Origin of the sequence: Rhizobium sp. LjRoot98, from assembly GCF_964252935.1 — a bacterium.
Lineage (GTDB): Bacteria > Pseudomonadota > Alphaproteobacteria > Rhizobiales > Rhizobiaceae > Pararhizobium.
This window is the reverse complement of the sequence record NZ_CAXUPW020000003.1, coordinates 109,568-127,535: the sequence shown is the minus strand read 5'-3', so window position 1 is coordinate 127,535 and position 17,968 is coordinate 109,568. Positions and strand designations below refer to the sequence as shown.

The 17,968-nt window shown below is 60.4% G+C and carries 12 protein-coding genes; 5 read left to right on the top strand and 7 right to left on the bottom strand.

Annotated features, from left to right (window positions below; translation table 11 throughout):
- Positions 1–8 precede the first annotated feature (8 nt).
- Both leuB and ACSQ3J_RS12480 read left to right on the top strand, forming a co-directional pair.
- Positions 9–1,121, top strand: a complete 1,113-nt coding sequence (gene leuB / locus ACSQ3J_RS12485; protein WP_060502536.1) for a 3-isopropylmalate dehydrogenase — start codon at positions 9–11, stop codon at positions 1,119–1,121.
- Positions 1,122–1,347: 226 nt separating this feature from the next.
- Positions 1,348–2,043, top strand: coding sequence for a phosphatase PAP2 family protein (locus ACSQ3J_RS12480; protein ID WP_060502535.1), 696 nt, complete (start codon positions 1,348–1,350; stop codon positions 2,041–2,043).
- A gap of 72 nt (positions 2,044–2,115) precedes the next feature.
- On the opposite strand, the gene ACSQ3J_RS12475 is transcribed toward ACSQ3J_RS12480, so the two are convergent.
- The 5 genes from ACSQ3J_RS12475 to ACSQ3J_RS12455 form a co-directional block, all read right to left on the bottom strand.
- Complete coding sequence (locus ACSQ3J_RS12475; protein ID WP_060502534.1) at positions 2,116–4,002, bottom strand: MFS transporter; 1,887 nt, start codon at positions 4,000–4,002, stop codon at positions 2,116–2,118.
- Between the two features lie 160 nt (positions 4,003–4,162).
- A complete protein-coding gene (locus ACSQ3J_RS12470; RefSeq protein WP_436039269.1) occupies positions 4,163–5,443 on the bottom strand; it encodes an ABC transporter permease in 1,281 nt (426 codons plus the stop codon).
- On the bottom strand, positions 5,440–6,132 hold the full coding sequence (locus ACSQ3J_RS12465) for an ABC transporter ATP-binding protein (RefSeq protein WP_436039268.1): 693 nt from the start codon (positions 6,130–6,132) through the stop codon (positions 5,440–5,442). The genes ACSQ3J_RS12470 and ACSQ3J_RS12465 overlap by 4 nt, the downstream gene beginning before the upstream one ends.
- A 5-nt stretch (positions 6,133–6,137) precedes the next feature.
- Complete coding sequence (locus ACSQ3J_RS12460) at positions 6,138–6,563, bottom strand: hypothetical protein (RefSeq protein WP_436039340.1); 426 nt, start codon at positions 6,561–6,563, stop codon at positions 6,138–6,140.
- A 137-nt stretch (positions 6,564–6,700) separates the two neighbouring features.
- Positions 6,701–8,458 (bottom strand): alkaline phosphatase, encoded by a 1,758-nt coding sequence (locus ACSQ3J_RS12455; protein ID WP_436039267.1) that lies wholly within the window; start codon positions 8,456–8,458, stop codon positions 6,701–6,703.
- Between the two features lie 418 nt (positions 8,459–8,876).
- Here ACSQ3J_RS12455 and ACSQ3J_RS12450 point away from each other — a divergent pair, with 418 nt between their 5' ends.
- A complete protein-coding gene (locus ACSQ3J_RS12450; protein ID WP_060502529.1) occupies positions 8,877–9,911 on the top strand; it encodes an aspartate-semialdehyde dehydrogenase in 1,035 nt (344 codons plus the stop codon).
- Positions 9,912–10,182: 271 nt separating this feature from the next.
- Positions 10,183–11,004, top strand: coding sequence for a lytic murein transglycosylase (locus tag ACSQ3J_RS12445; protein ID WP_436039266.1), 822 nt, complete (start codon positions 10,183–10,185; stop codon positions 11,002–11,004).
- 151 nt (positions 11,005–11,155) lie between these two features.
- On the opposite strand, the gene ACSQ3J_RS12440 is transcribed toward ACSQ3J_RS12445, so the two are convergent.
- Together ACSQ3J_RS12440 and pdxY are read right to left on the bottom strand one after the other, a co-directional pair.
- Positions 11,156–11,797, bottom strand: coding sequence for a carbonic anhydrase (locus ACSQ3J_RS12440; protein WP_060502527.1), 642 nt, complete (start codon positions 11,795–11,797; stop codon positions 11,156–11,158).
- A 214-nt stretch (positions 11,798–12,011) separates the two neighbouring features.
- Positions 12,012–12,887: a pyridoxal kinase PdxY gene (pdxY, locus tag ACSQ3J_RS12435; RefSeq protein WP_436039265.1), complete on the bottom strand. Its 876-nt coding sequence runs from the start codon at positions 12,885–12,887 to the stop codon at positions 12,012–12,014.
- Between the two features lie 284 nt (positions 12,888–13,171).
- On the opposite strand from pdxY, the gene ACSQ3J_RS12430 reads away from it, so the two are divergent.
- Positions 13,172–17,959: an NAD-glutamate dehydrogenase gene (locus ACSQ3J_RS12430; RefSeq protein WP_060502525.1), complete on the top strand. Its 4,788-nt coding sequence runs from the start codon at positions 13,172–13,174 to the stop codon at positions 17,957–17,959.
- Positions 17,960–17,968: the final 9 nt, after the last annotated feature.

Genomic DNA, 17,968 nt, shown 5'->3' with positions numbered 1-17,968 from the left:
AATGCCCCATGACAGTGCGCAATCTTTTCCTTCTGCCCGGCGACGGTATCGGCCCGGAAGCCATGGCGGAAGTCCGCAAAATCATCGCCTACATGAACGCCGAAATGGCCGGTGGCTTCACGACCGACGAAGGTCTGGTCGGCGGATCGGCCTATGACGCACATGGTGCTGCGATTTCCGACGCCGACATGGCAAAGGCAATGGCGGCGGATGCCGTCCTGTTTGGTGCCGTCGGCGGCCCGAAATGGGATGACGTGCCCTACGACGTGCGCCCGGAAGCCGGCCTCCTGCGCCTGCGCAAGGACATGCAGCTGTTTGCAAACCTGCGCCCGGCGATCTGCTATCCGGCGCTCTCCGATGCTTCATCGCTGAAGCCGGAACTGGTCGAAGGCCTCGACATCCTGATCGTGCGCGAACTGACTGGCGGCGTCTATTTCGGCGAGCCGAAGGAGATCATCGATCTCGGCAATGGCCAGAAGCGCGGCATCGACACGCAGGTCTACGATACCTACGAGATCGAGCGCATTGCCGGCGTCGCCTTCGAACTGGCTCGCACCCGCGGCAACCGCGTCTGCTCGATGGAAAAGCGCAATGTCATGAAGTCGGGCGTGTTGTGGAACCAGGTGGTGACGGCAACGCACAAGGCAAAATATTCCGACGTCGCGCTCGATCACATGCTGGCCGATGCCGGCGGCATGCAGCTCGTTCGTGCGCCTAAGCAGTTCGACGTCATCGTTACCGACAACCTGTTCGGCGACATGCTGTCCGACGTTGCAGCCATGCTGACCGGTTCGCTCGGCATGCTGCCGTCCGCCTCGCTCGGCGCACCGGACGCCAAGACCGGCAAGCGCAAGGCGCTCTACGAGCCCGTGCACGGCTCGGCCCCGGACATTGCCGGCAAGGGCATTGCCAACCCGATCGCGATGATCGCCTCGTTCGCCATGTGCCTGCGCTACTCCTTCAACCTCGTGAAGGAAGCCGACAACCTGGAAAAGGCGATCGCCAACGTTCTCGACAAGGGTATCCGCACCGGCGATATCATGGCCGACGGCGCTCGCAACGTTGGCACCGTCGAAATGGGCGATGCGATCCTTGCCGAGTTCAAGGCGCTTTCGGCTTAAATTTTGCCAGACTGACAGTATTGGACGGCATCCGGATTACGATCCGGATGCCGTTTTTGTTTGGATGGGGTTGAATCCGCTCCCCAGACTCACAAGTTTGCTCAGATAGCCATTTCAGGCCGCGTCAGAGAGTCCTCTGCAGCGCAGACGCGCCGCAACTGGATCCCCGCCACAAGGGCAGGGATGACGGAGGAAAGAAGGGGCGCCATGCCAAGAAAGCACCTCCATGAACCGACCACTCTCCTCGTCTCTCTGGCTGTTGATGGCGGCAGCCCTGCTGGTTGTGGCGCTGCTTCCCTTTGACGGCATGATCTCGCAGACGGCGCAGGCGCTGCCGGGCGGGGTGGTTGCCTTCAACAAGCGGATCACCGATTTCGGTACGTTTGCCTGGATGATCTACGGCTCCGGCTCGATCGTCATCGTTGCCTATATCCTCCACCGGATATCGCGCAGCGACGGGTTTTCCTCGAAGACGAAGACCGGTTGGCGGTTGGCGCTATATTTCCTTGTAACGATCGGCAGCGCCAGCATCGTCGTGCATCTGGCGAAGCTGGTGATCGGCCGGGCGCGACCCGAATTGTTCGCCGAATATGGCGCTCACAGCATCTCGTTCTTCTCCGGCCATGACTGGGTGTTCCAGAGTTTTCCGTCCGGCCATTCCGCCGCCGTCGGCTCGTTTTTCGGCGCATTCTCGATGCTTGCCCCCCGGCTGCGCATCCCGTTTGCGCTTGGCGCTTTGGCCATCGGTATCAGCCGCATCATCGTCGGCGCGCACTATCCAAGCGACGTGGCGGCCGGGCTTTTGGTGGGATTGTGGACGGCGCTGATGACTGCCTTCTTCTTCGCCCGGCAAAACTGGCTGTTCCGGCTGGATGAGGCCGGCTGGCCCCGGCCGAAGAACAGTTTTCAGCCTTCGAAATGACGGCTAAAGCTCAATGAAAAAGCCCGGCGCAAGGGGCTGCGCCGGGCTTTTCCGTGTCGATATCGGCCTGGATCAATCCATGGCGTGAATATCGCGATCCTTGGTTTCGGGCAGGAACAGCATGCCGATCACCAGCGTGATGCCTGCGAATATGATCGGGTACCAGAGACCATAGTAGATATCGCCCTGGGCAGCGCTCATCGCGAAGGCCGTTGCCGGAAGCAGACCACCGAACCAGCCGTTACCGATATGGTAGGGCAGGGACATGCCGGTGTAGCGGATGCGGGTCGGGAAGAGTTCGACCAGCAGCGCTGCGATCGGGCCATAGACCATGGTCACATAGATGACCAGCACGGTGAGCACGGCGATGACGGTCAGCCAGCTGACACGGGCCGGATCGGCGACCATGGAGAAGGAGCCGCCCTTGTCGATGGTGTAAACAGGCATTTCGGTGACGCCGGCAGCTTCTTCCGCCGTCAAGAGCTTGGCCGCAACCAGCTGTTCGCCGGTCATGGATGCCTTGTCGCCGCCGCGAACGGCTGCGGCATCAAGCGCCAGTTCAGGATTGGCGGCAACGAAGCCGTCCAGCTTGCTTTCCGGAACCTTGGCGGCGCCACGAACGAGCGGATAACCGGCATCGTGAAGCGCGATGTTGATCTGCTTTTCGAAGGCGGAACCGGATGCCTTGGCCTTGTCGCCAGCGGCAATTGCGTCATAGCTGGTGACCGTTTCTTCACCGATCTTCACCGTTGCCGGCGAACCCGCCGGGCCGGGAACGACGTCATACGGAACCGAGTTGCGGGTCAGGAACGACGTGGCGATATCGCAGGATGTGGTGAACTTTGCCGTGCCAGTCGGATTGAACTGGAACTTGCAGTCATCCGGAGCGGCCGTGACCGTTGCGCGGACCGTTTCCTGTGCTTCGGCCAAAGCCGGGTTACCGGCCCAGGTCAGGGCCTTGAACAGCGGGAAGTAGGTGAGCATGGCGAGAAGCAGGCCGGCCATGATGATCGGCTTGCGGCCGATCTTGTCGGACAGCCAGCCGAAGAAGACGAAGAAGCCGGTGCCGATCAACAGCGAGCAGGCGACCATGATATTTGCTGCCTGGCCATCAACCTTGAGGATGTTCTGCAGGAAGAACAGCGCGTAGAACTGGCCGGAATACCAGACGACGGCCTGGCCGACGACGGCACCGAACAGCGCCAGAAGCGCGATCTTGGCATTTCTCCACTGGCCGAAAGCTTCCGTCAGCGGTGCCTTGGAGCCCTTGCCTTCTTCCTTCATCTTCTTGAAGGCCGGAGATTCATTCATCTTCATGCGGATCCAGACGGATACGCCGAGCAGGAGGCAGGAGAGCAGGAACGGAATGCGCCAGCCCCAGGCTGCGAAGGCTTCCTTGCCGAGCAGCATCTGCACGCCGACGATCACCACCAGCGACAGGAACAGACCGAGCGTTGCCGTCGTCTGGATCCAGGAGGTGAAATATCCGCGTTTGCCCTGTGGCGCGTGTTCGGCCACATAGGTGGCAGCACCGCCATATTCGCCGCCGAGCGCCAGGCCCTGCAGCATGCGCAGAATGATGAGCAGGATCGGAGCAGCAATACCGATCGACGCGGCACCGGGCAGGATGCCGACCAGGAATGTCGACAGGCCCATGATCACAATGGTGACGAGGAAGGTATATTTACGCCCGACGAGATCGCCGAGACGGCCGAATACCAGCGCGCCGAACGGACGCACGAGGAAGCCCGCCGCAAAGGCAAGCAGGGCGAAGATGTTACGGGTGGTTTCAGGATATTGGGAAAAGAAGGTTGCGCCGATATAGACGGCCAGCGAACCGTAGAGATAGAAATCGTACCACTCGAAGATCGTACCGAGCGAAGAGGCGAAAATCACCTTCTTCTGCTCGCCCGTCATCGGTGCGCTTTTTGCACCGGACGCTGCTGCGACATCTGCCATTTCGTTTGTCCTCCACTCAAAAACGGCTTTGTGCGCACCCTTGAATGCTTCGGAATCCTCCCTGATACCGAAGCGGAATGCGCCATGAGACCAAAATGGCAGAAAACACCCTGGGGTGGCAGAGCGGCTTTGGGATTATGACTTTAGTCGAATGCGGCGATCAGGCGCGGAGCGCTGCGGCCGGGGATTGGCGATAGGCGAGAAGCGCCGGTGCAAGCGCAAGCATGGCGGAGAATAGCACGATGGCTGCCACGCTCTTCAGATCGTCACGGATGAAACCAACCGGCAGAACAATGCCGCTTTCACCCGAAAACATCGCCGACAGCAGGATCGCGGCACCGTAACCGATGGCAAAGCCGAAGAGAATGCCAAGCGCGATCAGGATGAAAAGTTCCAGCCAGACGATCGCAAGAACAGCCGATTGCGGCGCGCCAAAGGCTCTGAGCGCGCCGATCTGCCGGCGCCGCTGGCCGATATGCATGACTGTGACCATCAGGACGGCGGCAGCGACAAGGATCTGCGCCCCGACGGCAACGGCCGACAGAACCCGTTTGGCATCGCCAAGCGTCGCGTAGAGATTGGTCAGCACCTCGCCTGGAAACACCGCAAGGGTGCCGTTGCCGCGATAATCCTGCCGCAACTTGTAGGCGTCGGCGATGGTTTTTGGCTTGACGAGAATGGCAGGAAGACCGGGTGCCTCCGCCGTCCAGTTTTCATCAAGGGGAGCATCCGGGTCGACATGACCATGCCCGTGACCACCGGCGTGATCCTCATGACCGGGCTCTTCCGCATTATGAGCCTCGCCCGCTTCGGCAGCGTGATCGTGCTCATCCGCATGTCCGCCCATTCCGTGCAGGTTCCAGACCGACTGGATCGGCACCAGGATCGCCCGGTCCCAGGACGTACCGGTTGCCGCCATCCGGCCGGTGATCCGATAGGCGAGTTCGGTGTGGGTTTCACCGCCGAGTGCGGCAAGTCCGTGGGTCGGCTTGACCTCATAACCGAGCGGCAGCGTCACCGCCGCGCCGATGACGGCTTCGCCTGCCTTGGAAAATACCCGGCCCTCCTTGAGTGCCGACAAATTGGTGGTGAGCGCGGTGGACGTGCCGACGATCGGATAGCCGGAGAAGGAATCGCCGAAGCCGACGGGCGCTGCCCAGGCAACGCGCGGATCGGCCGCAAGCTTGCCCAGCACATTGCCCGGCATCAGGGGCAGGGGAGAGGGCTGCAGGAAGACGGAGGAAAGCAGCAGTTGCGTTTCGCTGCCGGGTGCACCGACCACGAGGTCAAACCGGTCGGCGGCACGGGCGCTGCCAAGCCTGAGCGCCCTTTCCTGCAGCGTGACAGCGACGCCAAGCGCGGTGGCAAAGGCGATCAGAAGCACGACGACCAGCGAGCCCGCCCAGAGACGGCGCAGATCGGCAAAAATGAAACGGGTCACGCCGCCTTCTCCCGATGGGCGCGGTCCGAGGCGATCCGCCCGGCCGACAGCGTGATGCGGCGATCAAGCTGGCCCGTCAGGCGCGGATCGTGCGAGACGACAATCAGCGTACTCTCGTTGCTGACGGAAAGATCGATCAACAGGCGGGCAACCGCGTCGCCACTTTCGCTGTCCAAGCTGGCCGTCGGCTCATCGGCGATCAGAACGCCGGGTTTGCGAAGCAGCGCCCGGGCAATCGCCACACGCTGCATTTCACCCCGGGACATGGTCTCGATTTTCTGGTCGGCGCGGCAAAGGCCGACCGCATAAAGCAGCATCAGCGCCCGGTCGGGATCGCCGGGTTTCATCGCACGCGATAGCCGGGCGGGCAGGAGGATGTTATCGACCGCGCTTAGGCCTGGAAAGAGATGGAAGTCCTGCATGATCAGGCCGATATGCGCCCCACGCCAGCGATCGCGGCCGCGCTCGGACATTCCGGCAATATCGGCATCACCCCAGCAGATAGAACCACCCGCTGCACAGCGCTCAAGCCCGGTGAGGACATTCACCAGGGTGCTCTTGCCCGAACCCGACGCGCCGGTGACCGCGATACGGCTACCGGCTGCAACAGACAAAGAGGGGATATCAAGGACTGGGGAAAGGAGGCCGGGATAAGAAACGGAAATCCGGCTAAGCTCTAGCGATAACATCAGGACTATACCGAAGCATATTCAGCGTTGCGCAACCGCAGCAGGCTGACAAAGCCGGTTTCCGGATCGGTCCATGACCCGAACTCAAGCACGCCGCGCGCTTCGATCGTCTGCGAAGGCTGCACGAATGTCTGTTTCTCACCGAGATAGACAACGACGATATTGTCCGGCCAGTCCGAATCGGTCGAGCAGAACGGGCAGATCGACATCGGAATTTCGGTCAGCACGAAGAAGGCAGCCTCGGCCTTCAGCGGCGGCGCCATGAAGCCCTTGATGGTGATCTCCTGACCGGCGAGCGACTTTACCTTTTCGGAGAACTCCAGCCCGAGAACGCCAAACTTGCTGTAGAGTTCATCGAAGGCCAGCGCGGGAAGGGCGGCCGCGGCCGGACGCGCAACTGCCAGCAAGGGCAAGCCTGCGAGCAGCGTCATCACGGTACGCCGGGTCAACTGCGGAGCAACATGGGTCATGGGCGATCTCCTCGCGGAGTGGCTGGGGCTCAAGCCGCAGCCTGAACCGGAAACGGAATCCGGCGGGCTGCAAGCAGCCCGCCGGACGCGATCATGGATCAGTTGGTCTGTTTGACGCCGAGAGCGAACGCATCGGCGAGGACGCGATACACGTCGCTCTGCTCCATATAGCCCTTGAAGCCTTCCGAACCGGGGCCGACAGCCTGCAGCACGACGTCGTCGACTGCGTGAACGCCTGAATCGCCTTCCTTCGGAATGTTGCCGGGCACGAAGACTGCGCCGGGCACATCCTTGTAGGCCTCGTTGGCTACATATTCCTTCTTTTCGTTCTGAATTGCCGGAACGAACGGACCATCCAGCTTCGGACGGAAGGTTTCATAGTGGTCCGGGCCGTTGTTGGCATTGAGGAACAGACGGCGGGTCACATCGACCTTATCCGGATAACCATCATTGTTTTCATCGGTATAGTTCGGGAAGCCGGCGCTTGCATACGTGCCGACTTTTTCGCGCATTTCGGTGCCCGGCTTTTCGTCATCGACGGTGCCGATGATCGAAACGCCGTGTGTGTGGTCACCAGTGACGATGATCAGCGTGTCGGGGTTCTTGGCGGCGAATTCGCGGGCAACGCCGATTGCCTTGTCGAATTCGATCGTATCGACGACGGCACGATCCCAATCAAGCGGGTGGGACATCTTGTCGACATTGGCAGCTTCGACCATCAGGAAGAAGCCTTCCGGGTTCTTCGACAGGTTGTCGAGGGCGACCGTGGTCATCTCGACGAGGCCAGGCTGATTTGGAAACTTCTCGACTGTGCCCTTTTTGAGGAACTCACGGTCGAGCGTGGTGTCCATGTTGCCGGTGTGGAAGATCCCGAGAATCTTGCCGGTGTTGGTCCCGGCCGCAGCCGCCAGTTCGGTCTTGTCGGTTGCAAGCGTATAGCCGGCGTCCTGGAACAACTTGACATAGTCCTTGTCGTCCTTGCGCTTCGAGCCCGGCGTGGCCTGCGGCAGGAAGTAAGCCGAGCCACCACCCAGGATAACGTCCGGCTTCACGTCGAACAGCATGCCGTTGATCTCGGCCTTGTCGCCGCGCTTGCGGGTATGGGCGACAACGGCTGCCGGTGTCGCATCCTGCAGTTCGGCGGTCGAAATAATGCCGATCGACTTCTTGGTCTGGCGGCGGATGGCTTCGGCAATATTCTCAACCTTCGGGTCATCGAACGAATCCGGGGTGCGGTCGGCATAGACGCCGATGGCATTCACGGCCGTCTTGTGACCGGTCATGTAGGCGGACATGGTGTTGGCCGAGTCGGTAGCGACCGCATCGGTTGCCGAGGTGCCGATGAAGGCGGCCGGCGGGATGTCGTCAAGGTTCAGACGGCCATTTGCCTTGCCCTCGGCCATGCCCTTGGACATGATGCGGGCAGCGGTGCGATGGGCAACCGAGAAGCCGTCTGCGATCAGGAAAATGACGTTCTTGGCCTTGGCGGTTTCGCCGGTGTTGTAGACGTCCCAGGTGACAGACTTCGATTCCGAGCCGGCGGTCACTTCGATCGTGTAGGCGCCTTCGGTCGGCAGGACGAGATCGCGGGCGATCAATGCCGAGCCCAGCACCTTGTCTTCCTTGCCCTTTTCCTCGGCGACGAATTCGGCTTCCTTGCCGAGCACCGCCTTGTAATCCTGGCCGTTGACGGTGATCTTGACGTCTTCCGGCTTGACGACGGACTTGAACTCGACCTTGAAATCGAATGGGGAGCCGGCGAGGATCGTTGCACGATCCAGCGGATAAACGGTGGCGGCCTGTGCCGCCCCAGCGAGGATTGTCGTGGCGGCAAGCGCCGACAGAAGCATACGCATGGAAAACCCCTTTTTGGTTTCGTCCGGTAATGACGGCCCGCAATAGTCACCCAGGATGACAGCGGCATGACACTTGCGTAACGTTTTGACAGCAGGCTGGCAGGCCTGTCTTCCTGACGCGTATTCTCAGCTTTCTGTTGACTCTGCGCCAAAACCGCGTAAGAGCAGCAGCGGAAAAGGACCCACCATGCACCGTTTTGATTACGCCATCGCTGCGCTGATCGCCCCGGCATTCGCTGCCGGGCGGGTTCGTTCTTTCTCGATATCTTCCAAAACAACGGCCAAAACGACGACGAAAACCGTCTGACGTCTCTGGCCACCGCTCTCTCCCCGGCACGGCTGGGGACCTGAAACCCGCGCCTTTGGCCGGCGGGTTTCCCCCAAAGCCCCGCGGAGAGACAGAAAGAGAGCAAAGACAATGGGTTTCAAGATTGCTATTGCCGGCGCGACCGGAAATGTCGGCCGCGAAATGCTGAACATCCTCGAAGAACGCGGCTTTCCGGCTGATGAAGTCGTGGCTTTGGCCTCGGCCCGTAGCCAGGGCACCGAAGTTTCCTTCGGCGACAAGACGCTGAAGGTCAAGAACCTCGAAAATTACGATTTTTCCGACACCGATATCTGCCTGATGTCGGCCGGCGGCGCCGTGTCGCTGAAGTGGTCGCCGAAGATCGGCGCACAGGGCTGCGTCGTCATCGATAACTCGTCGGCCTGGCGCTACGATCAGGACGTGCCGTTGATCGTGCCGGAAGTAAACCCGGACGCCATCACCCAGTTCACCAAGCGCAACATCATTGCCAACCCGAATTGCTCGACAGCCCAGCTCGTCGTGGCGCTGAAGCCGCTGCATGACTTTGCCAAGATCAAGCGCGTTGTCGTCTCAACCTATCAGTCGGTGTCCGGCGCCGGCAAGGAAGGCATGGACGAACTGTTCAACCAGACCCGCGCCGTCTTCGTCGCCGATCCGGTCGAATCGAAGAAGTTCACCAAGCGCATCGCCTTCAACGTCATCCCGCATATCGATAGCTTCATGGAAGACGGCTACACGAAGGAAGAATGGAAGGTCCTGGCTGAAACCAAGAAGATGCTCGACCCGAAGATCAAGGTGACCTGCACCGCCGTGCGCGTTCCCGTCTTCATCGGCCATTCGGAATCGGTCAACATCGAATTCGAAAACGAGATCAGCGCCGATCAGGCCCGCGATATCCTGCGCGAGGCGCCGGGGTGCATCGTCATCGACAAGCACGAGAACGGCGGCTACATCACGCCTTACGAATCGGCTGGCGAAGACGCCACCTATATCTCGCGTATCCGCGAAGATGCGACAGTCGAGAACGGCCTGAACATGTGGGTTGTTTCCGACAACCTGCGCAAGGGCGCAGCCTTGAACGCCATCCAGATTGCCGAGCTTCTCGTCAATCGCGGCCTGATCAAGGCGAAGAAACAGGCCGCCTGATCAGAAATTATAAAGTTTTAACCAATTATACCCAATCGTGATGATACCAACCTGTCGGTTTTATCATCACGATTGGGTGAAAGCCTCGCATGATCCGTTAAACGGGATGCGGGGCTTCTTTGTAAAAAGGCAACTGCGACGTTTTTTCATAGTCAAAAGGAGGATTCACGTGAAACACGCCCTCCCGATACTGTACCAACGTCGTGACAGAAACCGCAAAGACTGGCATTTTGCGGACACAAATTTGGATTCAGGCAATACGGGGTATTTCATGCGCAAGGCAAAGTGCGTACTGGCAGGTTTCACGGCGATGGTCGCGACGGCAATTCTGCCGTCGATGGCATCGGCTGCGCAATGCAGCAACACATCGGCAGGCTTTGATGCCTGGGTCGAGAACTTCAAGGGCGAAGCCGCAGGACGTGGCATCAGCCCGGCGGTGCTGAACAAGGCCTTTGCCAACGTCACCTACAACAAGGCGACGATCCGCGCCGACCGCGGCCAGAAGAGCTTCAAGTTGTCGCTCGACCAGTTCATGCAGAAGCGTGGCGGCCAGACGATCATTTCGCGCGGCAAGAAGATGAAGGCGCAGAACGCCGCCCTCTTCAACTCCATCGAAAACCGCTACGGCGTGCCGGCCGGCCCGATCATCGCGATCTGGGGCATGGAAACCGGTTTCGGCGGCTTCCTGGGCAAGGAACACACGCTCTCGGCCGTCGCGACACTGTCGTTTGACTGCCGCCGTTCCGACTTCTTCACCAACCAACTCTATGCGGCGCTAACCCTCGTGCAGCGCGGCGACCTTAGCCCCGACGCCCGCGGTGCAGCGCATGGCGAAATCGGCCAGACGCAGTTCCTGCCGGCCAATGTGCTGAAATACGGCGTCGATGGTGACGGCAACGGCCATATCGACATGGTCCGCTCCAAGGCGGACGCACTTGCCTCGACCGCCAACTTCCTGCGCGGCCACGGCTGGAGCGCCGGCGCCGGCTATCAGCCCGGCCAAGCCAATTTCGGCGCGATCCAGGGCTGGAACGCCGCCAGTGTCTATCAGCAGGCAATCGCCATCATCGGCGCCGAAATCGACGGCCGCTGATCCGCAACGCAGTTTTAGGAACAAAAAAAATCCGCAGCCCGGGAAACCAGGCTGCGGATTTTTATTTGACGTGAAGCGGCAACGCGGGATCAGGTGCGGATTACCGGCATCGCAGATGTCTGACGGCCATGTGTGCCCGCCGCGCGGAGGTTCACATTCCCGGCCGGCCGAAATCACCGCTCTTCGCGTCCATAACCCAAAGCTCACCGGTCGAGATGTCGAACCAGGCACCGTGCAGCTGCAGTTTGCCGCGTTGTTCGAGGATTTGAACGCACGGGAAAGTCCGCAGATTGGCGATGGAGTTGCGGATGGACACGCGTTCCAGCGCCCTCTGGCGCTCACCGGCGGTCATCACCTCGTTGCTCTGGATCTGCTCGGCAGCCGGCTTCAGAAGGTGCATCCAGCGGCCGATGAAATCCCCCGGCGAGAGCGGCTCGGCATTGACGTCGAGCGCAGCCTTGATGCCACCGCAACGGCCATGGCCCATCACGACGATATCGCTGACCTTCAGAACCTGTACCGCAAATTCCAGCGCCGCCGATGTCGAGTGATAGTGACCATCCGGCTCATAGGGCGGCATCAGATTGGCGACGTTTCGAACGACGAACAGTTCACCCGGGCCACTATCGAAAATGGTTTCCGGCGCCGCACGGCTGTCACAACAGGCAATGACAAGCGTTTTCGGTTGCTGACCAGTTTCCGCCAGGGCCTTGTATCTCTGTTGCTGCTCGCTGAAGCGGCCGCTCATGAAGTTGTTATAGCCCTTCAGCAACTGGCTCGGGAAACGCTGCATGTTCGATCACTCCGCTCTTTGAGTTAGTGGACATTTACAAATGCTCATGCCGACAGCCCGCGACATATCATCTTTGTGCGCCGCACACAGGCAAATTTACGGCAGCCCACGCCGCCGGTGATATCCGTGAAACTCTCCGTATCGTTTGCTTTGGGTGGAAACGGTTTATTCGCTCAAGGCATGTGCTGGCAAGAGGTAGATCGGCCGAACGATATCAAGAGCGCCGTTTCTGCCCGGGATGCAGCAATCGCCGCATCTGAACCATGGCCATCGGCGTCGCCAGACTGGCGGCATCCCGCTCCAGCGTTAGTTCATCGGCACCGCGCTTGCCAGTGCGGGCAATGATCTCGAAAACGCTCGCGGTCGCCAATTGCAGCGCCCGCTCCTCGTTCAACCCTTCCAGAAGCCGGGCAACAAACAAAGCCGCCAGGAGGTCGCCGGTCCCGTTCGGCGGATTGTCGATCAGCCGGTGTTCGGCCAGCAGCGCATGATTGCCGGACAGGTAGAGATTGCCGGTGCCCCCCTGCATCATCGGGATGGCCGAGGTGACCAGCATGCGCGACGGCCCGAGCGAAAGGGCCGCCTCGAGAATTGCAGCATTTGTTTCAAGTTCCACGCCACAAAGCCAGGAAAGCTCGAACCGGTTCGGCGTGGCAAGCGAGGCAAGCGGCAGCAAACGGTCGCGCATCGCGACGGCCGTCGCTTCCGGGACATAGAGCCCGCCCGCATCGCCCATCACCGGATCGCAGGCATAGAACAAATCAGGGTTCTTCACGCGCAAGGCCTCGACCAGGCGGGCAACGCCCTCTGCCTGGTGGGCTCCACCGAGATAGCCGGACAGGACAGCGCGCACTTCGCCCGACCACGGCGCGCGGATCAGATCGTCAATCAACCGGTCGAAATCCTCGGCACCCACCGTCACCCGCGTCGACGGCCCATGGCCGGGATGCCAGGGCAGGATAACCGTCGGCACAGCCCAGACCGGATAGCCCAGCGTCTCAAGCGCAAAGACGGCTGCGCGATTGCCAACGGATCCGCGAATCACATGGCTGGAAATGACGATGACGGCGCCGGGGGCAGGCTCGGACATTTCTGATTTTCCGCTGTTTCGACCTGTCCAGATCGCCCGACAGTCATGCCGCTGTCAACTGCGGCTGCCAAAAGATCGGAAGGCTCATTTCGGCCTCGTCCATGAGGACAATGAAATATGCGAATACAACCGATTGAATTCGAAAATCGGCGAAAACTTGCCGAAAATTTCACAAAGCCATTCCGATTTGGATCAATCTGACCGAAAAATGGCTACAAAAACAATCGCTATGGGCAATTCTTCTGGTAGGTTCGGCCAAAATGGTGATTGCGGGGAGTTACGTCATGGGCACCAAATACAATCCGAAAAAAGACCGTCATTTCGAAGCAGTCAGTGAAGCCGGCAAGGTCCTGGGGCTAAAAATGCTCGCTCCGGAAATCCTGTTTCGCCGCGCCAGCCATGATGATCTGGATGCCTATACGCCGGAGATGCTGGCGCTGACCGCCGCCCACGCGCTGACGGCGATCAACCGCAAGGAAAGCGACCGTCCGGTGATCAGCGTGGAGACCATCGAGGGCATTGCCCCCAATGGCGACGACGTTTCGGTTCTCTCCGTGACCGATCGCAACATGCCATTCCTCTACGACTCGATCATGGGTGAGGTGACCAGCACCCATCGCGACATTCTTCTTGCCGTGCATCCCATTCTGGTTCTTGAGGCCGGGAAGCCAGCTAAGATCTTCGATCCGGAAGAGAAGAGCGATCCGGCTACACGGATCAGCCATATCCAGATTCATATGACCCGCCTGACCGGCACCGAGGCCGAAGACCTGAAGGAGCGGATTGCCAACGTGCTATCCCAGGTTCATCAGGCAGTCGGCGACTGGACCCCGATGACGGCGCTGCTCGACCAGGCCATGAACGAACTGGAAAACCACGCACCAAGCCGCAAGAAGGGCGACCGCGATGAGGCGCTGGCTTTCCTGCGCTGGCTACGCGGCAACAATTTCACCTTCCTCGGCATGCGCGAGTATACCTATTCCGGCAAGGGCGACGATGCCGTGGTGGAACGCGGCGAGGGCCGGGGCCTCGGGATTCTCTCCAATCCCGATGTGCGCGTACTGCGCCAGGGTAAGGATGCCGTGCTGACGACCCCGGAAATCCTGGCCTTCCTCAACGGCCCGGATTTCCTCATTATCACCAAGGCCAATGTCAAATCGGTCGTCCACCGCCGCGCCTATATGGACTATATCGGGGTCAAGCGTTTCGACGAGGCCGGCAATGTCACCGGCGAACTGCGCATCGTTGGCCTGTTCACGTCCAGCGCCTACACGAGGCCTGCCGCAGACATTCCGCTCTTGCGCTTCAAAGTCGAGAAGATCGTCGATCATTTCGGCTTCGATCCGCAGAGCCATTCCGGTAAGATGCTGACCAATACGCTCGAATCCTATCCGCGCGACGACCTGTTCCAGATCGACGTCAGCCTGCTGGCCAGTTTCTGCGAACAGATCAACGAACTGGCCGACCGGCCACGAACCCGGGTTCTGCCGCGTATCGACCATTTCGATCGTTTCGTTTCCGTTATCGTCTATGTTCCACGCGAACAGTATGATTCGGATGTCCGTGAAAAGATCGGGCTCTATCTGAAAACCATCTATGACGGCCGCGTCTCCGCCTATTACCCGGCTTTCCCGGAAGGCGGCCTTGCCCGCGTGCATTTCATCATCGGCCGTTCCGGCGGCAAGACGCCGCGCGTGGCGCAGGCAAAGCTTGAAGACGCGGTTCGCGATATCGTCACCCGCTGGATCGACCGGTTCAATTTGCTGGCCCGTCATGACGGGGTGTCGATCTCCGTCAACGCCGCCTATCAGGCAGCCTTTACGCCAGCCGAAGCCCATAGCGACCTCGCCGATATCGCTGCATGCTCCCTGGATGACCCGATCCGCATCGCCTTCTACCAGAAGCGTGGCAAGGGCCCAGAATCGCTTGAACTGAAGATTTTCCATGCCGGCGAACCGGTCTCGCTCTCGCACCGCGTTCCATTGCTGGAAAATCTCGGCTTCCGGGTCATCAGCGAACAGACCCATGACATTATCGTCTCCTGCGCCAAGGGCGGTGATCGCCTCGTTGTTCTGCACGATATGGAATTGATCCATCGCGATGGGCACCTGCTCAATCTCGACAAGACCGGCCCGATGCTGGAGGAAGCCTATCTTTCCGCCTGGAACGGCGTCATCGAGGATGACAGCTTCAACCGGCTGATCCTGCTTTCCGGCCTGAGTGCCCGCGAAGTCACGGTGCTGCGCGCCTATGCGCGCTATCTGCGCCAGACCGGCATCACCTATTCGCAGGGTTACCTCGCCGATACGCTGAACAAATATCCGGCCATCGCTACAAATATCTTCAAGCTTTTCGTCACCCGCATGGACCCCACGCTGGAAGATAAGCCGAAAACGAAGCGTACGACAGCGCTGAAAGCAGCGATCGAGGAGGCCCTGAACGCCGTTCCGAGCTTGGACGAAGACCAGATCCTGCGCCGCTACGTCAACGCCATCGAGGCGACGCTGCGTACCAACTATTTCCAGCGCGACGCCGACGGTAATCCGAAGGTGATGCTGGCTTTCAAGCTCGATCCGAAGATCCTCGATGGCCTGCCGGAGCCGCGGCCTTTCCGCGAAATCTTCGTCTATGGCACCCAGGTCGAAGGTGTTCACCTGCGCTTCGGCAAGGTGGCCCGTGGCGGATTGCGCTGGTCGGACCGTTCGCAGGATTATCGCACCGAAGTGCTTGGCCTGGTCAAGGCGCAGCAGGTCAAGAACGCCGTCATCGTGCCGGTCGGCGCCAAGGGTGGCTTCTATCCGAAGCAACTGCCCGCCGGCGGCACCCGCGACGAGATCTTCAAGGCCGGCACCGAGGCCTACAAGACCTATATCCGCACCATGCTGTCGATCACCGACAACATTGTCGGCCAGGACATCGTGGCACCGGCCGATACGCTGCGGCTGGATGGTGACGACCCCTATTTCGTCGTTGCCGCCGACAAGGGCACGGCAACCTTCTCCGACACGGCCAACGGCCTCGCGCAGGAAGCCGGCTTCTGGCTGGACGACGCCTTCGCCTCCGGCGGTTCTGCCGGCTACGACCACAAGAAGATGGGCATCACCGCGCGCGGCGCCTGGGAAACCGTCAAGCGGCATTTCCGCGAGATGAACATCGATATCCAGACGACGCCGTTCAGTGTCGCCGGTGTCGGCGACATGTCGGGCGACGTGTTTGGCAACGGCATGCTTCTGTCGGAGAAAATCCGCCTGATCGCCGCCTTCGACCATCGCGACATCATCATCGATCCTGATCCGGATATCGAAAGATCCTTTGCCGAGCGCAAGCGCATGTTCAACCTGCCGCGCTCGAGCTGGCAGGACTATGACCGCTCGACGCTTTCGGACGGCGCGATGATCATTCCGCGCACGGAAAAGTCGGTAACGCTGACGCCACAGGCGATGGCAGCGATCGGCATCGAGAAAAGCCAGGCGACACCGTTCGAAATCATGACGGCGATCCTGAAAAGCCAGGTCGATCTGCTCTGGTTCGGCGGCATCGGCACCTATGTGCGCGGCGCGACCGAAACCGACGCTGATGTCGGCGACCGCGCCAACGACCCTATCCGCATCACCGCTGACGATGTCGGCGCCAAGGTGATCGGCGAGGGCGCCAATCTGGGTGTTACCCAGCGCGGCCGCATCGGCTTTGGCCTCAAGGGCGGGCGCTGCAATTCCGACGCCATCGACAACTCCGCCGGCGTCAATTCGTCCGACGTGGAAGTGAACATCAAAATCGCGCTCGCCTCTGCCATGCGCGACGAGCGGTTGACACGCGCCAAGCGCAACACGCTGCTCGCTTCGATGACTGACGAAGTGGCGGCACTGGTGCTGCGCAACAACTACGAACAGTCTCTGGCGATCTCGCTGACGGAAATGCTGGGTGCCGGCAACCGGACGGCTCTTGCCCGGCTCATGACCCGGCTGGAAGCCGACGGCCATCTCAACCGCAAAGTGGAGGTGCTGCCGAACGATCTGGCCCTGAGCGAGCGCTACCAAAGCGGCAAGGCCCTGACACGCGCTGAAATTGGCGTACTTGTGTCCTATGCCAAGATCGTGCTGTTCGACGAAGTCGTCGCCAGTGAACTGCCGGACGACGACTATCTCGCGACAACACTACGTGATTACTTCCCGGCGAAAATGCACAAGGCGCATGCCAATGACATCAATGAACACCGGCTGCGCCGCGAGATCATTGCCACGGTTCTCGCCAACGACGTCATCAATCGCGGCGGGCCGGCTTTTGTCAGCACACTGATCGACCAGACGGGCTTCATGCCGGCAGACGTGGTCAAGGCCGCAGTTCTGACACGTGACGGCTACGACCTGAAGCGCATCTATGGCGACATCGACGCGCTCGACAACGTCATCAGCGGCGCGGTGCAGAATGAGCTCTACCAGGAGGCGGCACGTATCTTTGCCATCGTCACCGAACGGACGCTCAGGACCAAGGCAATGCAGGCGCCGCTCGGCGAGGCGATCGAGCAGCTGCGCGAAGCCTTGCAGAAACTGAAATCGGCCCTGCAAAGCTCGATTCCCGAGGACGCAAAGGCGGATGTACGGCAAAGGGCCGACTATTTCATCGAGCGCGGCGTGCCGCCGGCACTTGCCGAAGAAATCGCGGCTCTCGCCGTGCTGACCTTCGTGCCGGAGATCATCCAGATCACCGCCGATACCGGCGTGACGCTGGCACGCACGGCACAGAGCTACTTTGGCGTAACCCAGAATCTGCGGATCGCCCGGCTGCTCGCCGCCGCCGAGCGGGTTTCGGCAACCGAGCAATACGAGGCCATGGCCCTTTCGCGCAGCATCAACGACATCTCTACCGCGCGCAAGGACATCACCATCGCGGTGCTGACGAACAAGAAGGATGAGCGCAATCCCGTCGGCGCCTGGCAGGACAGCGATCTCAGCCGGATTTCCCGCGTGACCGACCAATTGACCCAGCTGACGGAAAAGGGAGAAACCACGCTCGCCAAGATCACCGTCGCCGCTGGCCTCTTGAGCGATCTTGCGCAGAACAGGATGAGGTGACACTGTCCG

Coding starts and splice junctions, on each gene's coding strand:
- leuB (WP_060502536.1), top strand. CDS start 9: ATGACAGTGCGCAATCTTTTCCTTCTGCCCGGCGACGGTATCGGCCCG.
- ACSQ3J_RS12480 (WP_060502535.1), top strand. CDS start 1,348: ATGAACCGACCACTCTCCTCGTCTCTCTGGCTGTTGATGGCGGCAGCC.
- ACSQ3J_RS12475 (WP_060502534.1), bottom strand. CDS start 4,002: ATGGCAGATGTCGCAGCAGCGTCCGGTGCAAAAAGCGCACCGATGACG.
- ACSQ3J_RS12465 (WP_436039268.1), bottom strand. CDS start 6,132: ATGTTATCGCTAGAGCTTAGCCGGATTTCCGTTTCTTATCCCGGCCTC.
- ACSQ3J_RS12460 (WP_436039340.1), bottom strand. CDS start 6,563: ATGACGCTGCTCGCAGGCTTGCCCTTGCTGGCAGTTGCGCGTCCGGCC.
- ACSQ3J_RS12455 (WP_436039267.1), bottom strand. CDS start 8,458: ATGCGTATGCTTCTGTCGGCGCTTGCCGCCACGACAATCCTCGCTGGG.
- ACSQ3J_RS12450 (WP_060502529.1), top strand. CDS start 8,877: ATGGGTTTCAAGATTGCTATTGCCGGCGCGACCGGAAATGTCGGCCGC.
- ACSQ3J_RS12445 (WP_436039266.1), top strand. CDS start 10,183: ATGCGCAAGGCAAAGTGCGTACTGGCAGGTTTCACGGCGATGGTCGCG.
- ACSQ3J_RS12440 (WP_060502527.1), bottom strand. CDS start 11,797: ATGCAGCGTTTCCCGAGCCAGTTGCTGAAGGGCTATAACAACTTCATG.
- pdxY (WP_436039265.1), bottom strand. CDS start 12,887: ATGTCCGAGCCTGCCCCCGGCGCCGTCATCGTCATTTCCAGCCATGTG.
- ACSQ3J_RS12430 (WP_060502525.1), top strand. CDS start 13,172: ATGGGCACCAAATACAATCCGAAAAAAGACCGTCATTTCGAAGCAGTC.